Source organism: Micromonospora sp. WMMC241 (assembly GCF_027460165.1).
GTDB classification, from domain to species: Bacteria; Actinomycetota; Actinomycetes; order Mycobacteriales; family Micromonosporaceae; genus Micromonospora; species Micromonospora humi.
On record NZ_JAPZBF010000001.1, the window covers coordinates 1,514,504 to 1,533,989 of the forward strand.

General features: G+C 75.8%; 14 protein-coding genes. 8 read left to right on the top strand and 6 right to left on the bottom strand.

Features of this window, described 5'->3' with window-relative positions; genetic code table 11:
- Positions 1-32: 32 nt before the first annotated feature.
- Entirely contained in the window at positions 33-497 is a 465-nt protein-coding gene (locus O7598_RS07370; protein WP_269690601.1) for a hypothetical protein, read from the bottom strand.
- A 183-nt stretch (positions 498-680) separates the two neighbouring features.
- Here O7598_RS07370 and O7598_RS07375 point away from each other — a divergent pair, with 183 nt between their 5' ends.
- Positions 681-1,580 (top strand): Vgb family protein, encoded by a 900-nt coding sequence (locus O7598_RS07375; RefSeq protein ID WP_269690602.1) that lies wholly within the window; start codon positions 681-683, stop codon positions 1,578-1,580.
- Between the two features lie 84 nt (positions 1,581-1,664).
- Here O7598_RS07375 and O7598_RS07380 read toward each other — a convergent pair whose 3' ends face one another.
- Complete coding sequence (locus O7598_RS07380; RefSeq protein WP_269690603.1) at positions 1,665-2,594, bottom strand: S66 peptidase family protein; 930 nt, start codon at positions 2,592-2,594, stop codon at positions 1,665-1,667.
- A 66-nt stretch (positions 2,595-2,660) separates the two neighbouring features.
- Between O7598_RS07380 and O7598_RS07385 the strand changes: the two genes are divergently transcribed.
- Positions 2,661-3,431 (top strand): type 1 glutamine amidotransferase, encoded by a 771-nt coding sequence (locus O7598_RS07385; RefSeq protein ID WP_269690604.1) that lies wholly within the window; start codon positions 2,661-2,663, stop codon positions 3,429-3,431.
- A 1-nt stretch (position 3,432) separates the two neighbouring features.
- Entirely contained in the window at positions 3,433-6,456 is a 3,024-nt protein-coding gene (locus tag O7598_RS07390) for a bifunctional [glutamine synthetase] adenylyltransferase/[glutamine synthetase]-adenylyl-L-tyrosine phosphorylase (RefSeq protein WP_269690605.1), read from the top strand.
- Between the two features lie 58 nt (positions 6,457-6,514).
- Here O7598_RS07390 and O7598_RS07395 read toward each other — a convergent pair whose 3' ends face one another.
- Positions 6,515-8,104, bottom strand: a complete 1,590-nt coding sequence (locus tag O7598_RS07395) for a hypothetical protein (protein ID WP_442929920.1) — start codon at positions 8,102-8,104, stop codon at positions 6,515-6,517.
- Between the two features lie 252 nt (positions 8,105-8,356).
- Here O7598_RS07395 and mptB (O7598_RS07400) point away from each other — a divergent pair, with 252 nt between their 5' ends.
- Together mptB (O7598_RS07400) and mptB (O7598_RS07405) are read left to right on the top strand one after the other, a co-directional pair.
- Positions 8,357-9,760: a polyprenol phosphomannose-dependent alpha 1,6 mannosyltransferase MptB gene (gene mptB, locus O7598_RS07400; protein ID WP_442929830.1), complete on the top strand. Its 1,404-nt coding sequence runs from the start codon at positions 8,357-8,359 to the stop codon at positions 9,758-9,760.
- Positions 9,761-9,771: 11 nt separating this feature from the next.
- Positions 9,772-11,277, top strand: a complete 1,506-nt coding sequence (mptB, locus tag O7598_RS07405) for a polyprenol phosphomannose-dependent alpha 1,6 mannosyltransferase MptB (RefSeq protein WP_269690607.1) — start codon at positions 9,772-9,774, stop codon at positions 11,275-11,277.
- Between the two features lie 9 nt (positions 11,278-11,286).
- On the opposite strand, the gene glnA is transcribed toward mptB (O7598_RS07405), so the two are convergent.
- Positions 11,287-12,711, bottom strand: a complete 1,425-nt coding sequence (gene glnA, locus O7598_RS07410) for a type I glutamate--ammonia ligase (RefSeq protein WP_269690608.1) — start codon at positions 12,709-12,711, stop codon at positions 11,287-11,289.
- Between the two features lie 184 nt (positions 12,712-12,895).
- On the opposite strand from glnA, the gene O7598_RS07415 reads away from it, so the two are divergent.
- A complete protein-coding gene (locus O7598_RS07415; protein WP_442929921.1) occupies positions 12,896-13,306 on the top strand; it encodes an RDD family protein in 411 nt (136 codons plus the stop codon).
- Positions 13,307-13,367: 61 nt separating this feature from the next.
- Here O7598_RS07415 and O7598_RS07420 read toward each other — a convergent pair whose 3' ends face one another.
- Positions 13,368-14,057, bottom strand: coding sequence for a DUF4191 domain-containing protein (locus O7598_RS07420; protein WP_269690609.1), 690 nt, complete (start codon positions 14,055-14,057; stop codon positions 13,368-13,370).
- Between the two features lie 217 nt (positions 14,058-14,274).
- On the opposite strand from O7598_RS07420, the gene O7598_RS07425 reads away from it, so the two are divergent.
- Positions 14,275-14,445 (top strand): hypothetical protein, encoded by a 171-nt coding sequence (locus O7598_RS07425; RefSeq protein ID WP_269690610.1) that lies wholly within the window; start codon positions 14,275-14,277, stop codon positions 14,443-14,445.
- Positions 14,446-14,762: 317 nt separating this feature from the next.
- Positions 14,763-17,855, top strand: coding sequence for a helix-turn-helix transcriptional regulator (locus tag O7598_RS07430; RefSeq protein WP_442929922.1), 3,093 nt, complete (start codon positions 14,763-14,765; stop codon positions 17,853-17,855).
- On the opposite strand, the gene O7598_RS07435 is transcribed toward O7598_RS07430, so the two are convergent.
- Complete coding sequence (locus O7598_RS07435; protein WP_269690612.1) at positions 17,837-19,447, bottom strand: DUF423 domain-containing protein; 1,611 nt, start codon at positions 19,445-19,447, stop codon at positions 17,837-17,839. The two genes, O7598_RS07430 and O7598_RS07435, sit on opposite strands and share 19 nt — an antisense overlap.
- Positions 19,448-19,486: the final 39 nt, after the last annotated feature.

Sequence of the window (19,486 nt, forward strand, 5' to 3'; positions counted from 1 at the left end):
CGGCCGGCGAGGGGTGGCGGGGCCACCGGGTCTCACTTGTCGGTCTGGCCGTGCCAGCCACGGTGGCCCATGCCGCCCGGGCCCATGCCTCCTGGGCTGGGGAAGACGCCCGCCTCGGCGGCCTTGAGCACCGCGTCGGCCTGCTCCTGGGTCAGCTTGCCGTCCTTGACGGCCTGGTCCAGCCGCTCCTTCAAGGCGGCCTGCCGGTCCTGCGCGGACGGCGGGGTGGGCCGCTCCGGCCGGTCGGCCTGCCGCTGCTCGCGCAGCTTCTCCAGCGCGGCGGTGACCTTGTCGGCCGGCACGCCCAGCTCCTTGGCGAGCGCGTCGGCGAACTCGGCCTGCCGGTCGGCGTGACGGTCGGCACGCTGGTCGGTGCTCGCGCTGGCACTCGGGCTGTTGTCGTCGGCGAGCGCCACCGTCGGGGCGGCGATCCCGACGCCGAGCACCCCGGCAGCGGCCAGGCCGACCAGCAGGCGCTTCCTCGTCGTGCGGATCATGCGGATCTCCTTCTCGGTGGTGGTGCGATGACGTCACCGACAGTGACCGTTGGAGCTGGGGGCAACCCATGGCGAACCTGTCAGCGAGCTGGCAATCCGACCCGAGGATCCGGACAAATGCGGTTGCGGCGTCGCCGCGAGGGTGGGAAGGCTGGGCGGGAACCCGACGAAAGGCCACCCCTCATGACACAGCCCGTCATCCGCGAGGTCGCGCTCACCGGGCCGGGCTCCGGCCCGTACGCGATCACGGTCGGGCCCGACGGCGCGCTCTGGCTGACGCTCGCCGGCTCCGGCGGCGTCGCCCGGCTGGGAGCCGACGGTGACGTGCGGACCTACCGCGCCGACCCGCCGGAGAGCCGCCCCCTGATCATCACCACCGGGCCGGACGGCGCGCTCTGGTACACCCGCTCCGGCGACCACCGGCTCGGCCGGATCACCGTCGACGGCGAGAGCAGCTCGGTCGCGCTGCCGCCCGGCTGCGCCCCGTGCGGCCTGGCGACCGGCCCGGACGGCGCGCTCTGGTACGCCGGCATGGGCGACGACACGGTCGGCCGGGTGAGCGTGGACGGGGAGGTCAGCACGTTCCCACTGCCGGTCGCCAAGGGGTTCCCGTCGATGCTGGCCGCCGGCCCGGACGGCGCGCTCTGGCTCACACTCAACCAGGCCGACGCGATCGCCCGGGTCGACCTGGACGGGTCGACGACGCTGCACCCGCTGCCCACCGAGGCGGCCGGTCCGGTCGGCATCACCGAGGGCGGCGACGGCGCGCTGTGGTTCGTCGAGATCGCCGCCGGGCAACTCGGCCGGATCACCCCGGACGGGCGGATCGACGAGTTCCCGCTACCGGACCGGGCGGCCCGCCCGCACGCGATCGTCGCCGACCCGGCCGGCGGTTGCTGGTTCACCGAGTGGGCCGCCAACCGCATCGGCCACGTCGCCCCCGACGGCACGTTCACCCACCACGCCCTGCCCACCCCGCGTTCCGAACCCCACGGCCTCACGCTCATCCCCGACGCCTCGGTCTGGGCCGCCCTGGAAACCGGCGCGGTCGCCCACCTCACCCCGCGCCGAGGTCGATCATGAGGTTGGCGGCGCTTTGGAGATCCACAACTGCCGCCAACCTCATGATCGACGCGCGAGCCGAGCGCGAGCGGAGGCCGGGCCGGGTCAGCGGACGGCGGGGGTGACCGTGAGGGTGGCGGTGGGGGTGTCCAGGACCGCTCGGGTGTTCACCGGGACGGTGAGCTGGTCGGGGCCGTGGCCGATGGGAAGGCCGCCGAGGACCGGGACGCCGAGGTCGCCCAGGCGGTCGGTGAGCACGTCGACGACAGTGGTGTCCCAGCCGTCGGCGCACTCGGTGAACTGGCCGACCGCCACCCCGGCGAGCCCGTCCAGGGCACCGCACCGGCGCAGGTGGGTCAGCATCCGGTCGATCTTGTACGGCGGCTCCTGCACCTCCTCCACCAGCAGGATCGCGCCGGTGAGGTCCGGCATGTCCGGGGTGCCGATGGACGCGGTGATCAGGCACAGGTTGCCGCCGATCAGCCGGCCCTCGGCCCGCCCGGGCACCCGCACCGGATACGTCTCCTCCGCCTCGACCGCCGCCACGGTCACCGGTTCGGTGGTCATCAGCGCGGCGTGCAGCGACTCCGCCGAGCGCAGCGGGGTGCGCTCGTCCCGCCAGGCGGCACCCGGACCGTGCACCCCGGCCAGCCGGGCGCCGCGCCAGAGCGCGAACTGCAACGCGGTGATGTCGGAGAAGCCGGCCACCACCTTCGGGTCGCGGCGCACCGCCGCCATGTCGATCAGGTCGACCACCCGCTGCGCGCCGTAGCCGCCCCGGGTGCAGAGCACGCCGCGGATCTCCGGGTCGGCGAACGCGGCGTTCAGGTCGTCGGCCCGCAGCTCGTCGTCGCCGGCCAGGTACCCCCGCCGGGCGTACGCGTTCGGCGCGGGCACCGGCCGCAGGCCCCAGCCGGTGAGCAGTTCGATGCCGCGGGCCACCCGCTCCGGACGGGTCGGGCCGGACGGCGACACCAGCATCACCGCGTCGCCGGGGCGCAGGGCGGGTGGGCGCAGGCAGTCGTCGGTGGGCACGACCGCGAGCCTAGTGCCGCCGAGCCGGACCGCCCGCGCTCGGGCGTACCGGCTAGCCTCGACGTCGTGGCGACCGCGCTGGTGATCGAGAACGACCCGACCGACGACCTCCGCCGCCTGGGGGAGTGGCTCACCGAAGGGGGTCTGGAACTACGCGTCCTGCGCCCGCACGCGGGCGACGCGCTCCCCGCCGACCTCGACGGATACGCCGCGCTCGTGGTGCTCGGCGGCGACCAGCAGGCCTACCCGCTGGCCGACGACAGCCCCGGCGCGCAGTGGTTCCCGGCACTGGAGGGGCTGCTGCGCAAAGCGGTCCGCCACCGGGTGCCCACGCTGGCGATCTGCCTGGGCGCGCAGCTGCTCGCCACCGCGCACGCCGGACGGGTCGAGCGCAGCCCGTCCGGGCCGGAGATCGGCCCCACCGTGGTGGGCCGGCGCGACGCCGCCGAGACCGACCCGCTGTTCCGCTACGTGCCGCTGATGCCCGACGTGCTCCAGTGGCACGCCGACGAGATCACCGAGCTGCCGCACGGCGCGACGCTGCTCGCCGCGTCCACCCGCTACCCGCACCAGGCGTTCCGCCTCGGCGACCGGGCCTGGGGTCTGCAGTTCCACATCGAGTGCGACACCGCGATGATCGCCGAATGGTCCCGCGACTCGGCCACGCTGGCCGAGCTGGGCTACGACCCGGAGCTGGTGGTGGCCGCCTGCGATCGGGCGATGGCCGACGTCGAGGAGGCCTGGCAGCCGTTCGCGATCCGGTTCGCCGCGCTCGCGCTCGGCGAGCTGGGCGACGACGACAGCCCTCGCCGCAGCCTCCCGCTGCTCGGGGCGTGAGGTGACCCGGCCGGCCCGCGGGCGCCTGGCCCGCTACGGCTTCGCCGAGGGCGACGGCGCGGCGCGCGCCGCCGACCTGCTCGGCCCGGACGGGCTCGGCCTGTGGCGCCCGGACACCCAGGAACCGGCCGACGACAAGGCCACCGAGCTGCTCACCGCGCTGTCCCGGGCCGCCGACCCGGACCTGGCGCTGCGCCAGCTGCACCGGCTGGTCGAGTCGGAACGGCGCGCCGGCGACGACGTGGCGGTCCGCGACGCGCTCGCCGCCGACCCCGGCCTGCGCCGCCGGCTGATCGCGGTGCTCGGCGCCTCCTCGGCGCTCGGCGACCACCTGGTGGCCAACCCCGGGCAGTGGGCGGTGCTGGCCACCGAGCCGGACGGGCTCGCACCGACCGCCGACGGCCGGCTCGACCTGACCGCCGCCGCCAAGCTGACCACGCTCACCGGCGCGGTGCCGCTGCTGCGGCAGGCGTACCGGTTGGCGCTGCTGCGGATCGCGGCGGCCGACCTGACCGGCGGGCGCGGCCTGGAGCAGACCATGGCCGCGCTCTCCGGGCTGGCCGACGCGACGCTGGCCGCCGCCTACGACATCGCCGTCGACGAGCTGCCCGAGGGCACCGCGCCGCCCCGGCTCGCGGTGGTGGCGATGGGCAAGTGCGGCGGCGACGAACTCAACTACGTCTCCGACGTCGACGTCATCTTCGTCGCCGCCGGCGACGACGACCTGACCGCCGCCACCCAGGTCGCCACCCGGCTGATCGGTGTCTGCGGGCTGGTCGCCTGGCCGGTGGACGCCGCGCTGCGCCCGGAGGGCAACCGGGGTCCGCTGGTCCGCACGCTCGCCAGCCACCTGGCCTACTACCGCCGCTGGGCCCGCACCTGGGAGTTCCAGGCGCTGCTCAAGGCCCGCCCGGCGGCCGGCGACCTGGACCTGGCCCGGGAGTGGATCGCGGCGCTCGCCCCGCTGGTCTGGACCGCCGCCGAGCGCCCCGAGGCGGTCTCCGACGTCCGGTCCATGCGCCGCAAGATCCTCGACAACGTCCCGCCCCGGGAACTGGAACGCGAGATCAAGCGCGGCCCGGGCGGGCTGCGCGACATCGAGTTCGCCGTCCAACTGCTTCAGCTCGTGCACGGACGCGGCGACGAGTCGCTGCGCGTGCCGGGCACCGTGCCGGCGCTGCGCGCCCTGGTCGCCGGCGGCTACGTCGGCCGCGCCGACGGCGAGGCGCTGCTGCGCGGCTACCGCTTCCTGCGCGCCGTCGAGCACCGGCTCCAGCTCCAGGGCCTGCGCCGCACCCACACCGTGCCGACCGAGCCGGCCGCGCTGCGCTGGCTCGCCGCCGCGCTCGGCTACACGGCCACCCCGGGCCGCAGCGCCGTCGAGGAGTTCCGCGCCGAGTGGGTCACCCACGCCAGCGAGGTACGCCGGCTGCACGCCAAACTGCTCTACCGGCCGCTGCTGGAGTCGGTGGCCCGGGTGCCGGCCGAAGGGCTGCGCCTCACGCCCGAGGCGGCCCGGCACCGGCTGGAGGTGCTCGGCTTCGCCGACCCGGCCGGCGCGCTGCGACACCTGCAGGCGCTCACCGGCGGCGTCAGCCGCACCGCCGCGATCCAGCGCACGCTGCTGCCGGTGCTGCTGGACGAGTTCGCCGACGCCCCGGAGCCGGACCGGGGGCTGCTCAACTACCGGCAGGTGTCCGACAAGCTCGGCAGCACCCCGTGGTACCTGCGCCTGCTGCGCGACTCCGGCCCGGTGGCCCGCCGGCTGGCCCGGGTGCTCTCGTCCTCCCGGTACGCCGCCGACCTGCTGGCCCGCGAGCCCGAGGCGCTGCGGCTGCTGGCCGAGGACAGCGAACTGACCCCGCGTCCCCGGGAGACGCTGGTCGAGGGGTTCGTCGCCGCCGCCGCCCGGCACGACGACCCGGTCGAGGCCACCCGGGCGGTCCGCGCGCTGCGCCGCCGCGAGCTGGTCCGGATCGCCGCCGCCGACGTGCTCAGCCGGGCCGGGTCGCTCGCCCCGCTCACCCCGCGCCCGGTCGGCGGCGGGGAACGCCGGCCCACCGTGGTGGACGTGACCGCCGTCGGCACCGCGCTGTCCCACGTCACCGACGCCACAGTGGCGGCCGCGCTGCGCGCCGCCCGGGCCGCCCAGCCCGGCCCGCCGGGGCTGCGCTTCGCGGTGATCGGCATGGGCCGGCTCGGCGGGTACGAGTCGAACTACCTGTCCGACGCCGACGTCCTCTTCGTCTACGACCCGCCGCCCGGGGTGGAGGAGAGCACGGCCAGCGCCGCCGCGCACGCGATCGCCGAGGAACTGCGCCGGCTGCTGTCCGCGCCGGCCCCCGACCCGCCGCTCGGCGTCGACGCCGACCTGCGCCCCGAGGGCCGGCAGGGGCCGCTGGTCCGCAGCCTGGCCGCGTACGCCCAGTACTACGCGCGCTGGTCGCGGGTGTGGGAGGCGCAGGCGCTGCTGCGGGCCCGGTTCGTCTGCGGCGACGCCGAGCTGGGCGCCGAGTTCGAGGCGATGATCGAGCCGGTGCGCTACCCGGCCGACGGGCTGACCCGCGAACAGGTGGTGGAGATCCGCCGGATCAAGGCGCGGGTGGAGACCGAGCGGCTGCCCCGCGGCGCCGACCCGGCCACCCACACCAAGCTGGGCCGGGGCGGTCTGGCCGACGTCGAGTGGGCGGTGCAGCTGCTCCAGCTCCGGCACGCCGGCGCGCTGCCCGCGCTGCGCGGCACCCGTACCCTCGACGCCCTGGCGGCGGCGCGCGACGCCGGCCTGCTCGACGGCGAGGAGGCGGCCGAGCTGGCTGCCGGCTGGACGCTGGCCGCCCAGGTCCGCGACGCGTTGATGCTGGTGCGGGGCCGCGCCGGTGACCAGCTGCCCCGGCACGGCGTGGAGCTGGCCGGGGTGGTGCGCCTGCTCGGCCGCGACGACCCGGGCGAGTTCCTCGACGAGTACCTGCGCGTCGGCCGCCACTCCCGCACGGTGGTCCAGCGCATCCTCGAAGCCCCCCTGTAAGGAGGGGCCCCTTGTTAACGCCTTCGGTATAGGCGGGGCCCCTTCTTAACGCCGGCGGTCAGCTGGTGAGGGTGTAGGTGCCGGGGCGGGGGACCGTGACGGTGAGCCAGTCGCCGGCGGGGGACAGCGTGGCGCCGCCGGTGACGGCGAGCCAGCGGTCGTGGCGGACCCGGACCGGGACCGGGCCGGCCGCCGAGGTGCGGAACGTGACCGAGGCGCCGTCCTGCCGGACCAGCTCACCGGGCGCGCCGACCAGCGGGGTGGGGTCGGCGACCGCGTACAGCCGCCAGTGCCGGTCGGACCAGACCTCGGTCAGGTAGGGCTGGCCGGCGGTCACCAGCTCCGCCTCCGGCCGGCCCACCCAGGACAGCTCGGCGTCGGGCACGGCGACGTACTGCACCGCGTTGTCGGCCAGCCAGCCCCGGTAACTGTCGGCGGTCAGCGGGACGCCGGTGCCGGCCGCGCCCGGCACGGTGGTGAAGAACAGCGGATTGCGGTCGATGTCGGCCTGCCGCAGCCAGCCCCGGGCCAGCGGCACCTCGCCGAGGCGGGCGGCCTCCCAGTAGTTGCGGGTCGGCGGCACCTCCACCCGCCCGGTGAGCCCGCGCCGGGCCAGCTCCGCCCGCAGCGGCGCGAAGTACGCCGGGTCGGCCGTCGGGTCGTCGGCGCTGCGCAGGTCGGCGGTGACCACCGGCGGCTGCCACCAGCAGACCACCGCCAGCAACGCGGCCAGACCGACCGCTCCGGCGCCGCGCGGCAGGCCGCGCCCGAGAGGTGTACGGCCGGTGAGCGCGCGCGGGACCGTCGCGGCGGCGGCCAGCACCGGCAGCGCGAACATCACCACCAGCCGGGTGGCGTTCAACCCGACCGGGGTGGGCAGCAGCGCCGCCGCCAGCACCCCGGCCGCGGAGAGCAGCGCGCCCACCCGCACCGGCCGGTACGCCGCCAGCGCCGCCACCAGCAGGCTGGTCACCACGGCGTGCACCGTGTCGCTCCGGCTGATGTTCATCCAGCCGCCCTCGCCGAAGAGCACTCCGGTCACCGCGAGCGGAGCGGCGGCCGGCACGGCGAGCAGCAGTCCGTCGGCCCACCGCCGGCCGAGCAGCAGCGCGACGCCGGCCAGCCCGACGAACAGCCCGGCCACCGGACTGGTCGCCGAGGCGAGCAACGCGGCCACGCCGACGGCCCCGGCGCGCGGCAGGCCGGCCCAGCGGGCGGCTCCGGCTTGTGTCGGGCCGGTCGATCCGACCGCTCCAACGGGCGGCGAGGCAGGTGACGGACCGGCCCAGTCGGCCGTCCCGGTGTCCAGCGGAACGGTCGGGTCTGCCGCGCCGGCGGGCGGCGAGCCGGGCGACGGACCGGTCGAGTCGGCGCGCAGCGAGCCGGGTGTCGGACCGGTCGGGCGGGCGGTCCGGACCCGCGTCGAGGCGGTGGGCAGGGTGAGGGCGAGCAGCGCGGCCAGGCCGAACGCGACGCCGAGGGCGTAGGTGACCCGGCCGGAGACCAGGTTGCCGGCGATAGTCACCACCCCGACAAGGCTGCCCAGCAGTGGGCGGGGCACCCGGACCCGGACCAGCAGCGCGGCGAACGCGACGGCCGAGGCGAGCAGCGCGAGCGCGCCGGTGGGGCGTACCCCGAGCAGCGCCATCAGCGGCGGGGACACGAGGCTGTAGCCCCACGGGTGCACCCCGCCGTACCAGCGCAGGTCGACCAGGGCGGGGCCGTGTGCGGCGAAGAAACCGGCGCGGGCCACCTGGGCGGACAGGTCCGAGCCGGTGGCCGGCAGGATCAGGTAGAGCACGGCCAGGACGAGCGCCGACGCGGCGGACACCGCGACCACCCGAGCACCGCGCATGCCCACCTCCTGATCGCGAACCACCGTACTGGCAGCATGGTGAACGTGTCTCACCACCTCTCGCGCTGGACCGGTCTGGCCGGCTCGGTGCTGCTCGCCGTGGCCGCGTACCTCGGCGGTGCGCTGCCCGACGGTGAACTGCGCCCCACCCCGGTCAGTATCTGGCAGGGCCGGAACGGACCGCTGATCATCGGATTGTGGCTCGCCGGCACCGCGCTGCTGGCCTGGGCCTGGTGGTCGCTGCGCGACCGGGTGCCGTCGGCCCGGTGGGTGCTCGTCACGGTCGGGCTCTGGCTGCTGCCGATGCTCGTCGCTCCGCCGCTGGGTAGCCGGGACGTGTACGCCTACGCGTGTCAGGGTGCCAGCTTCTCGGCCGGGATCAACCCGTACGAGCAGGGCGTGTCGGTGCTGCCGTGCCCGTGGCTGGACACCATCTCGTACATCTGGCGGGACACCCCGGCCCCGTACGGGCCGTTGTTCGTGCTGCTCGCCGGCGCGGTGGTGAAGGCCACCGGCTCGCTGTGGGGCGCCGTCGTGCTGTTCCGGGTGCTGGCCCTGGCCGGGGTGGCGCTGACCGCCTGGGCGTTGCCGGTGCTGGCCCGCCGCTGCGGGGTGCCGCCCCGGCGGGCGCTCTGGCTGGCGCTGGCCAGCCCGCTGGTGCCGGTGCACCTGGCTTCCGGGGCGCACAACGACGCGATGATGGTCGGCCTGCTCGTCGCCGGGCTGGCCGTGGTGGCGGCCCGACCGGGCCGGCCGGGTCCGCTGCTCGCCGGCGGGTTGCTGCTCGGCCTGGCCGCCGGCATCAAGGTCACCGCGCTGGTGGTGGTGCCGTTCGCGGCGCTCGCCGCGGTCGTCGGGCCGTACCGGATCCGGACGCTGATCCGCGACGGCGGGTGGGTGGTCGGCGGCGCGCTGGCCGCGTTGGCCGCCGCGACGCTGGTCGCCGGCCTCGGCCTCGGCTTCATCAGCGGGCTGGAGCAGGGCGGGCTGGTGGTGGCCTGGACGTCGCCGCCGACCGCGGTCGGGCAGACCGTCGGTTACCTGCTGGCGCCGTTCGGGGTGCACGTCGACGCGTTGCCGGTGACCCGGGCGATCGGCATGGTCGTGCTGGTCGCGCTGCTGGTGTGGCTCTGGTTCCGGGCGTGGCGTCGGGGCGAGCCGTTCTGGCACGCGGCGCTGGCGCTGGTCGCCACCGTCGCGCTCGCGCCGCTGTTCCACCCCTGGTACTGGCTCTGGCCGCTGGCCGTGCTGGCCGCCACCGCGCGGCGGACCGGCTGGTTCACGATCGTCACAGTGGTTTCGTCGTTCCTGGTGCTGGCCGACGGGACCGGTCTACCCCGCTACACCAAGATGCCCGGCGCGCCGTTGATGACGTTGTTCGTGATCGTGCTGGTCGTCCGGTTGGTACGGTCGGCTCGGAAGGGGCGGCAGCCGGTCCTGGTGGAGTGAGGAGTGTGCCGGTGAGCGAGCCCGACGCGCCGGTCCGGCCGGTCGCCGCTGCGCTCGCCCGGTACGCCGGTCTCGCCGGGGCGGTCCTGCTCACCGTCGCCGGCTGGCTGGGCGGGGCCCTGCCCGACGCGCCGCCGCGCGCCACGTTCGCCGCGCTGTGGCACGCCCCGCACGGGCCGGTGACGCTCGGCTGCTGGTTGGTGGGGACCGTGCTGCTGGTGGGCGCCTGGTGGTCGCTGCGCTGGGGCGCCCCGTCGGGCCGGTGGGCCTACCTGACCGCTGGGCTCTGGTCGCTGCCGCTGCTGGCCGCGCCGCCGTTGGGCAGCCGGGACGTCTACTCGTACGTCTGTCAGGGCTGGACCTGGACGCGGGGGGTGAGCCCGTACCGGGTGGGGGTCGAGGCGGCCGGCTGCCCGTGGACCGGGTCGGTGTCGCCGATCTGGCGGGACACCCCGGCGCCGTACGGGCCGTTCTTCGTGCTGCTGGCCGGGCTGGCGGTGCTCGCCGGCGGTGGCCTGGTCGGTGCGATCGTGCTGCTCCGGCTGGTCGCGGTGGCCGGGGTGCTGCTGGCCGCGCTCTGCCTGCCCGGCCTGGCCCGCGCCGCCGGGGTGCCCACCCGCCGGGCGGCCTGGCTGGTGCTGGCGTGCCCGCTGGTCGGGGTGCACCTGGTGGCCGGCGCGCACAACGACGCGCTCGCGCTCGGGTTGGTGCTGTTCGGGCTGCTGGTGCTGATCCGCCGGCCGGGCAAGCCGCGCGCGCTGGTGGTGGCCGGGGTGCTGCTGGGCCTGGCGGTCGCGGTGAAGGCGACCGCCGTGGTGGTGCTGCCGTTCGCGGCGCTCGCCGCCGTGCTCGGTCGCTACACCTGGCGGGCGCTGCTGCGCGACGGGGGCCGGCTGGCCGCCGTGGTGCTCGGCACGCTGGTGCTTCTCTCGCTCGCCACCGGCCTCGGGTTGGGCTGGGTGGGCGGGCTGGGCCGCAGCGGCGACTCGCAGCAGTGGACGTCGCCGCCGACCGCTGTGGGTTTCGTCGTCGACTACGCGGGGGAGTTGGCCGGCCGGCACCCGCACGCCGTGCCGGTGACCCGGGTGGTCGGGCTGGTGCTGCTGGCCGGGCTGCTGGTGGCGCTCTGGTGGTGGGCGTGGTCGGCGCTGCGCTCGTTGAACGACGCCCGGCAGCGGGTGGCCCGGCTGACCGTGGCCCGCCCCCGGGTGGCGCTGCTCGGTGCCGGGCTGGCGCTGGCCGCGACCGTGCTGCTCGCCCCGGTCTTCCACCCCTGGTACGCGATCTGGCCGCTGGCCCTGCTCGCGGTGGCGGTGGTGTCGCCGGCCCGGACGGCCTGGTTCGTGGCGCCCAGCGCGGTGGCGTCGCTGCTGACGTTGCCGGACGGCACGAACCTGGCCCGGTTCACCAAGGCGCCCGGCGCCGTGCTGATGACCGTGCTGGTGATCGTGATCGTGGTGGCCGGGATACGGGCCGGGCCGGCCCCGCGGTGGCGGAGCCGGCCCGGCCGGTGCTGACGAGCGTGCTCAGCAGTCGAAGTACATGGCGAACTCGTGCGGGGTCGGGCGCAGGCGCACCGGGTCGACCTCGTTGGACCGCTTCCAGTCGACCCACGTGGAGATCAGGTCCGGCGTGAACACGCCGCCGTCGAGCAGGTAGTCGTGGTCGGCCTCCAGCGAGTCGAGCACGGCCGACAGCGAGCCGGGGACCTGCTTGACGTCGCCCCACTCCTCCGGCGGGAGGTCGTAGAGGTCCTTGTCGATCGGGGCCGGCGGCTCGATCTTGCTCTTGATGCCGTCCAGGCCGGCCATCATCATCGCCGAGAAGGCGAGGTAGACGTTGGCCGACGGGTCGGGGACGCGGAACTCGACGCGCTTGGCCTTGGGGTTGCTGCCGGTGACCGGGATCCGGGTGCACGCGGAGCGGTTGCGCTGCGAGTAGACCAGGTTGACCGGCGCCTCGAAGCCCGGCACGAGCCGCCGGTACGAGTTGACGGTCGGGTTGGTGAAGGCGAGCAGCGACGGCGCGTGGTGCAGCAGGCCGCCGATGTACCAGCGGGCGGTGTCGGACAGGCCGGCGTAGCCGGTCTCGTCGTAGAACAGCGGCTCGCCGTTCAGCCAGAGGCTCTGGTGGGTGTGCATGCCGGAGCCGTTGTCACCGAACAGGGGCTTGGGCATGAACGTGGCCGTCTTGCCGTTGGCCCAGGCCTCGTTCTTCACGATGTACTTGAAGAGCTGGAGCTGGTCGCCGGCGTGCAGCAGGGTGGAGAACTTGTAGTTGATCTCCGACTGGCCGGCGGTGCCCACCTCGTGGTGCGAGCGCTCCACGGTGAAGCCGGTGTCGACGAGCCGCCGCACGATCGAGTCGCGCAGGTCGGCGTAGTGGTCGACCGGGGGCACCGGGAAGTAGCCGCCCTTGTAGGCGGTCTTGTAGCCGCGGTTGCCGCCCTCCTCGACCCGGCCGGTGTTCCAGGCGCCCTCGATCGAGTCGATGTAGTAGAACGACTGGTGCGCCGACGTCTCGTGGCGGATCGAGTCGAAGATGTAGAACTCGGCCTCGGCGCCGAAGTAGGCGGTGTCGGCGATGCCGCTGGCGGCGAGGTACGCCTCGGCCTTCTTGGCCACGTTGCGCGGGTCGCGGGAGTACGCCTCGCGGGTGAACGGGTCGTGGATGAAGAAGTTGATCGCGACGGTCTTCTGCGCCCGGAACGGGTCGACGAACGCGGTGGCCACGTCGGGCAGCAGGAGCATGTCCGACTCGTGGATGGCCTGGAAACCGCGGATCGACGAGCCGTCGAACGCGAGGCCGTCGGTGAAGACGCTGTCGTCGAAGGACTCGACCGGCAGGTTGAAGTGCTGCATCACGCCGGGCAGGTCACAGAAACGTACGTCGACGAACTTCACGTCCTCGTTCTTGAGGTATCGCAGGAGTTCCTCGGGATTGGCGAACACACGTCCTCCTGGCAGGTCCACTCCGGTCGCTGGCTGGTGGCGACGCTATGGCCGGGCGGTTGCCCGGCCGTGTCTCCTCTGTTTCCGCCGTGTTACGTCGCTCGCGGAGCGTCATCGTCCGTACCGTCTGGAGGTGATTGGGTTCATTGTCGGATTTTCCGGTGGGTGCCGAGGCGGCGCTACCCTGGCCGCTGTGACCGATACCGCCGCCGCACCGGTGCCACCCGCCACCGACCCCGCCTTCACGCCCCCCGGCCTCGGCCGCCGCTTCGGCGCGCTGGTCATCGACTGGGTGCTCTGTCTGATGGTCGCCCGGTCCTTCGCCGACCCGGTCCGCGACGGCTGGCCGCCGGTCCTGGTGCTGATCCTCGAGTACGGGTTCTTCCTCGGCCTCTTCGCCCAGACCCCCGGCATGTACCTGACCCGGCTGCGCTGCGTGGCCTGGGCCGACGGCGGCCGGATCGGGCTGGCCCGAGGGCTGCTGCGAGGACTCCTGCTGGCTCTCGTCGTCCCGGCCCTGATCATGGATCAGCACCGTCGCGGCCTGCACGACCGGCTCACCGGCGCGGTCGTCACCGACGCGTCGCGCCGCTGAACCACCGAGAGAAGGAGCCGGCCCCGTGGGGGACCGGCTCCTTTCTCGCGTACGTCGGGAGTCAGCGACCCCGGGTCTGCCGGAACGCGCCCCGCGGCGGCCGCATGTTCTTCGGCACCGCGCCCTTGGGCATCTGCGGCCGCGCGGTCAGCGCCTTGAGCCGCTTGTCGAGGGCGTTGACGTCCTTCGGGGAGAGGGTGCGCGGCAGCCGCATCACGGTCATCCGCAGCTTGCGGACCGGCAGTTCGCCCTCGCCGGAACCGATCACGTAGTCGTGCAGCGGGGCCGAGCCGATCACCTTGGCCAGCCGGCGCTTCTCCTGGCCGAGCAGGCCGCGCACGCGCTGCGGGTTCCCCTCGGCCAGCAGGATCACGCCGGCGCGACCCAGCACCAGGTGGACCATGTCCATCTGGGTGGTCGAGCTGACCGCCGGGGTGACCCGCCAGTCGCCGCGCATGCTCTCCATGATCTGCGCCGCCGCGCCGGGCTGCCCCTCGGCGGCGTTCATCATCGCCTTGTTGGACCGCAGGTTGAGCACGATCAGCAGGGCGAGCAGCGCGAGCAGGATGCCGATCGGCAGCCAGATCCAGCCCCAGGCGAGCACCGCGACCACGGTGAGCGCGAGCGGGATCAGCACCGCCGCCGCGGCCAGCGGCGCGAACCACTTGTCCTGCTTGGCGGTGAACTTGAACACCATCCCGATCTGCTTCAGCCGCTGGCCGAACGAGACCTTCTCCTGGGGCTTTGCCATGCCGCAGAGTCTAGTGGTCGGCGCTCGGCCGGTTGATCCGTGGCCACCCGTTCCGCCGCGGGCTGAGTACCTTACGGCCGCGCCGGCCCGCCCGGCCGCCGGGTAAGGAGGCGGCGCGGGCAGAAGATCAGGCGGCGTACCCATGCGCCGGGGGCACCTGCGCGCGGAAAGTCGACCTCGACAGCGAGCACGACACCGCACGACAGGGAGATCCGAGATGTTCGGCAACGACGCAGAGTTCCTGCTCAGCATCCACCGCAGCCACGCCACCGAGCTGCAGGCCGACGCGGCCAACGACCGGCTCGCCCGGTCGCTGTCCCGCCGGCACCCGCACGGCTGGCTGAGCCGCCGCAAGCACACCGCCCGCACCACCGACGCCCGCCGGTGACCGCCCCACCGCTCACCGGCCCGGCGATCACCGGCCCGGACCTGTTCGTCCGGGTCGGCACCGGCCCGGACCTCGCCGGTGCGCTCGGCACCGGCCCGGCCGTCACGGGGGCGGCCGGGCCGGCGGTGACCGGCAGTCCGGCCGGGTCGGCGGTGACCGGTAGCCCGGCCGGGTCGGCGGTGACCGGCAGTCCGGCCGGGTCGGCGGTGACCGGTAGCCCGGCCGGGTCGACGGTCGCCGGCGACCGGGCCGGACCGGCCGGACGGGCGGTCGCCGAGGGGCCGTCCGGGCCGGTCGGGTCGTCGGACCGCCGTGGCATGCTCGACGGCGTGACCGCACGCGCCGCCAGCACCGTCCTCGTCGGCCGGCAGCCCGAGCTGGCCGCGCTGGGCGGGGCGCTGGCCCGGGCCCGGGGCGGCGACCCGACCACCGTGCTGGTCGGCGGCGAGGCCGGGGTCGGCAAGACCCGCCTGCTGGAGGAGTTCGGCGGTCACGTCGCCGCCACCGGGGCGCGGGTGCTGGTCGGTCAGTGCCTCGAGCTGGGCGAGGCCGGCCTGCCGTTCGCCCCGTTCGCGGCCGCGCTGCGCGACGTGCTGCGTCACGACGGCCCGGCGGCCTTCGCCGGCTACGAGGCCGAGTTCGCCCGGCTGCTGCCCGAGCTGGCCCGGATGCCCGCCGCCGCCGCGCCTGCCGGTCCGGCCCTTCCCGACAGCCCGCGCGGCTACCTGTTCGACCTGGTCGCCGAGCTGTTCCGGCGGATCGCCGAGGAACGCCCGTTGGTGCTGGTGATCGAGGACCTGCACTGGGCCGACCGGTCCACCCGGGATCTGATCGGCTTCCTGGTGCGGGCCGCCCGCGCCACCCGCCTGCTCGTCGTCTGCACCTACCGCACCGACGAGCTGCACCGCGGCCACCCGCTGCGGCCCTTCCTCGCCGAGCTGGACCGGGTCCGCGGCGTCGACCGCATCGAGCTGGCCCGGCTCGACCGCGACGGCACCGCCGCCGTCCTCGCCGACCTGCTCGGCGTCGAACCGTCCGCCCGCGCCGTCGACGACGTGCACGACCGCACCCAGGGCAACCCGTTCTTCATCGAGGAACTCGCCGCGGCCGGTGACCCGGTCGGCTGCGCGGTGCTGCCCGAGACGCTGCGCGACCTGCTGCTCGCCCGGGTGGACCGGCTGCCCGAGCCGGCCCAGCGGGTGCTGCGGATCGCCGCGGCCGGCGGCACCCGCTTCTCCCACCAGCTCGTCGCCGAGGTGGCCGGGCTGCCCGAGGCCGAGCTGGAGGACGCGCTGCGCGCCGCCGTCGCCGGGCAGCTCGTGGTCGCCGATCCCGACGGCGACTACGAGTTCCGGCACGCGCTGGTCCGCGAGGCGGTGCACGACGACCTGCTCCCCGGCGAGCACGCCCGGTTGCACGCCCGGTACGCCGCGGCGATCGAGGCGCAGCCGCACCTGGTGGCCGCCGGCCGCGCCCCGGCCGAGGTCGCCCACCACTGGTACGCGGCACACGACCACCCGCGCGCCCTCACCGCTGCCCGGGCCGCCGCCGCGGCGGCGGCGGAGCGATCCGCGTACGCCGAGCAGAGCCGACTGCTGGAGCGCGTCCTCGAACTGTGGGAGCTGGTGCCCGACGCCGCCGACCGCCTCGGCATGGACCACCTGCGGGTGCTGGAGGAGACGTTGACGGCGGCGGTCACCGCCGGAGACCTGGGCCGGGCGCTCACCCTCACCCGGGCCGCGCTGGCCGAGGTCGACCCGGCGGCCGAGCCGCTGCGCGCCGCCGCCCTGCTCGACCACCGCGGCCGGCTGCTCGCCCTGCTCGGCAAGAGCGACGGCGCGGTGGAGCTGCGCGAGGCGTACCGGCTGGCGGCCGGCGCGCCGGGCGGCGCGGAACGGTTCGGGGTGCTCGCCGACATCGCGGCGCACCTGATGAAGGTCGACCCCCGGGAGGCCGCCTCGGTCGCCGCCGAGGCGATGGCCGGCGCGTCCGAGACCGGCACCGACCTGGTGCTGCTGCCCACCCGGATCGCCCTGCTGCACCGCATCGACGACACCCCGGATCTGGGGCTGGCCGAGCTGCGCCGGGTGCAGGAGCGGGCCCGGGCGGCCGGCGACTCGTGGGCCCTGGTCAGCGCGTTGGTCTTCCTCTCCGACGTGCTCTACGAGTTGGGCCGGTACGCCGAGTCGGAGGAGGCCGCCGCGGCCGGCGTGAGCGAGGCGCGCCGGGCCGGGATCAGCCGGTCGATCGGCGCCTACCTGCTTTCCAACCGGGCCGAGGCGCTGATCGCGCTGGGCCGGTGGGACGAGGCGGACGCGACCTGCGCCGAGGCGGCCCGGATCGACCCGCCGGGCGTCTCCGGGCTGCACTGGCTCCAACTGCGTGCCGGGCTGCGACTGGCCCGGGCGCATCCCGGCGCCGGCGAACTCGTCGGGCGGGCGCTGGCGTTCCTGGCCCGGCCCTATCTCTGGCCGAACCACCGGCTTCCGCTGCACGAGCTGCGCGTCGAGGCCGCCCTGTCCGCCGACGACAAGCTGGAGGCGGCCCGCGCGGCCCGCGCCGCCCTGGGCGATCCGCACCTGGCCGACCTGCCTCGCGAGGGCTGGCCGGTGCTCAGCGCGTCGGCCCGGGCAGCGGTGCTCGCCGGTGATCCGGCGCTGGCCGCAGAGGTGTCCGCGGTGGCGGCGGTGCTGCCGGCCCGCCATCCGGCTGAGCGGGCGCACGCCGCCCAGGTCGCCGCGCTCCTGTTCGGCCTCGACCCGGCCGGCCGCGAGTGCGGCGAGGCCCCGCCGGTGTCGGCCGTCTCCGGGGCGGGCGCTGCCGCCCTCGCCGGGACCGCCGGTCCGGGTGCGGGTGGTGCCGAGCCCGAGGGTGAGGCGCGGCCGTCGACCGGTGAGGCGCGGCTGTCGACGGGCGAGGCGCGGCTGTCGACGGGCGAGGTGGTGCAGGCGTGGCGGGCCGCGGTGGCGGCGTGGCGGGCGGCCGGGCCGCCGCATCCTCTGGGGCGGGCGCTGCTCGGGCTGGCCGAGGCGGCCGCGGCCGCCGGCGAGCGGGACGAGGTGGCCGCCGCCGTCCGGGAGACGGTCGAGCTGGCCGCCCGGCTGGGCGCGACCCCGCTGGGCGAGCAGGCCACCACGCTGGCCCGCCGGGTGGGGCTGCGCGGCACCGGGCGACCCGGGCCGGATCTGCTGACCAGCCGGGAGCGGGAGGTGCTGCGGCTGGTCGCCGAGGGGCACAGCAACAGCCGGATCGCCGAGCGGCTCTTCATCTCCCCGAAGACGGCAAGCGTGCACGTCTCCCGGATCATCGCCAAGCTGGACGTGACCAACCGGGTCGAAGCCGCCGCGCTGGCGCACCGCCTGGGCCTGCTCGACCCGCCGCCGGCCCCGGCTCAGCGGCGGGGCAGGTAGATCCGCCAGCCGGGGAGCGTGATCACCCGCAGGGCGCCCGGTTCCGCGCCGAGCTGCCGATCCAGCCGGGCGGCCAGCGGGGAGCCGTCCGGCGCCACCCACGCCGCGTCCGGGTCCGCGGCCACCGCCCGCCGATATCCCGGCAGTCGGTCGAAGCCGGGGCGCAGCTCGTCGTCGACCACCGCGCAGACGGTGTCCTCGCCGCTGGCGAACGAGATCCGGTTGCACGTCCAGTAGCCGCCACGCGCGTGCCGGACGCCCAGTTCGCCGAGGGCGTCGACGAGCATCCGGTGCCGGTCGGCCTCGGCGTGCACGGCCGGCACCGCCCGGATCGCGTCCACTGTGGCGCTCACCCCGGTGCCGAGGATCCCGGCGAGCACCACCACCGCCCCGACGCCGGCCACCCCGCTCCTGAGCGACCGCACGTCGGCCAGCCGGCGGGCGACCTGCCACAGCGGCCAGAGCAGGGCCGGGACGGCGACCGCCAGGCAGGACAGGTAGCGGCTGCTCTCCAGCGGCGTCCGCCCGGCCGCGCTGCTCGACGCGTACGCGGCCAGCACCGCCGCCGCGCCGGCGAGCAGCGCCAACCGCACCCCCGCCGACACCCGCCGCTCCGCCGTCGACGGCGGGACGGGTCGGCGCAGGGTGCGCCACGCGGTGTACCCCGCGAGCAGCAGCAGGACGAGGAAGACCGGGGCCCACCAGAGCTGCCAGGGGGCGCAGCGGCCGGGCGAGCAGAAGCCCATGGCCAGCGGCGGGCCGACGACCAGCCCGCCGTGCCACCGCTCGGCCCAGCCCGCCGCCGTGCCGGAGCCGCTGGCGGCCAGCACCGCGGTGAGCGGATTGCGCCCGTGCCGGAGGTTGTCCAGCACCATCGGGGCGACACCCAGCAGCAGCGCGCCGCCGAGCACCGCCCCGGCGCGGCCGGCCAGCTCCCGCCGCCGCCACGCCACCAGCAGGGCGCCGAGGGTCAGCACGTACGGCAGGATCAGCGGGTCGACCCAGAGCAGCACGCCGGCGACCAGCCCCCAGGCCGCCCAGCGGGGCAGTCGCGCGCCCGGCCCGTTGCCGCACAGCGCGACGGTGAGCAGCGCCAGTGCCGCGCCGGCCGGATTCAGCTCGGGATAGCCGCCGCCGGCGATGAGCTGGTCCTTCACCACCCGGTCGGCGCCGAGCGCCAGCACGGCGACGACCAGCAGGGCGTACCAGGGGTCGCCGCCGAGCCGGCGGGTGAGCCGCCAGGACAGCAGGAGGAACAGCGCGTACAGGACCAGGGTGGGCAGCCGCAGCACGAGCACGGACGGCCCGGCGACCGCGACCAGTGGCGCGGCCAGGTATGCCTCCAGCGTGCCCATGTACGCCTGGCCGTAGAACCAGACCGGGAAGTCGTCGCCCCGGGCGATGTGCAGGGCGGCCAGCCCCATGGTCGCCTCGTCGCTGTTGCTGGGCGGGGCGTCGGCGAGCAGCAGCGCCAACCGGTAGCCGACGCCGGCGAACCCGACCAGCAGGGTGAGCAGCGTCGGCAGCCGGGGACGCCGGGGCGTACGCGGGCGGTCGGCCTCGCGTGGCTCCTGGCGTACCCCGGCGGTCATGCCTGGATCATGGCATCCGGCCGGGGGCCGGCGGCGGGC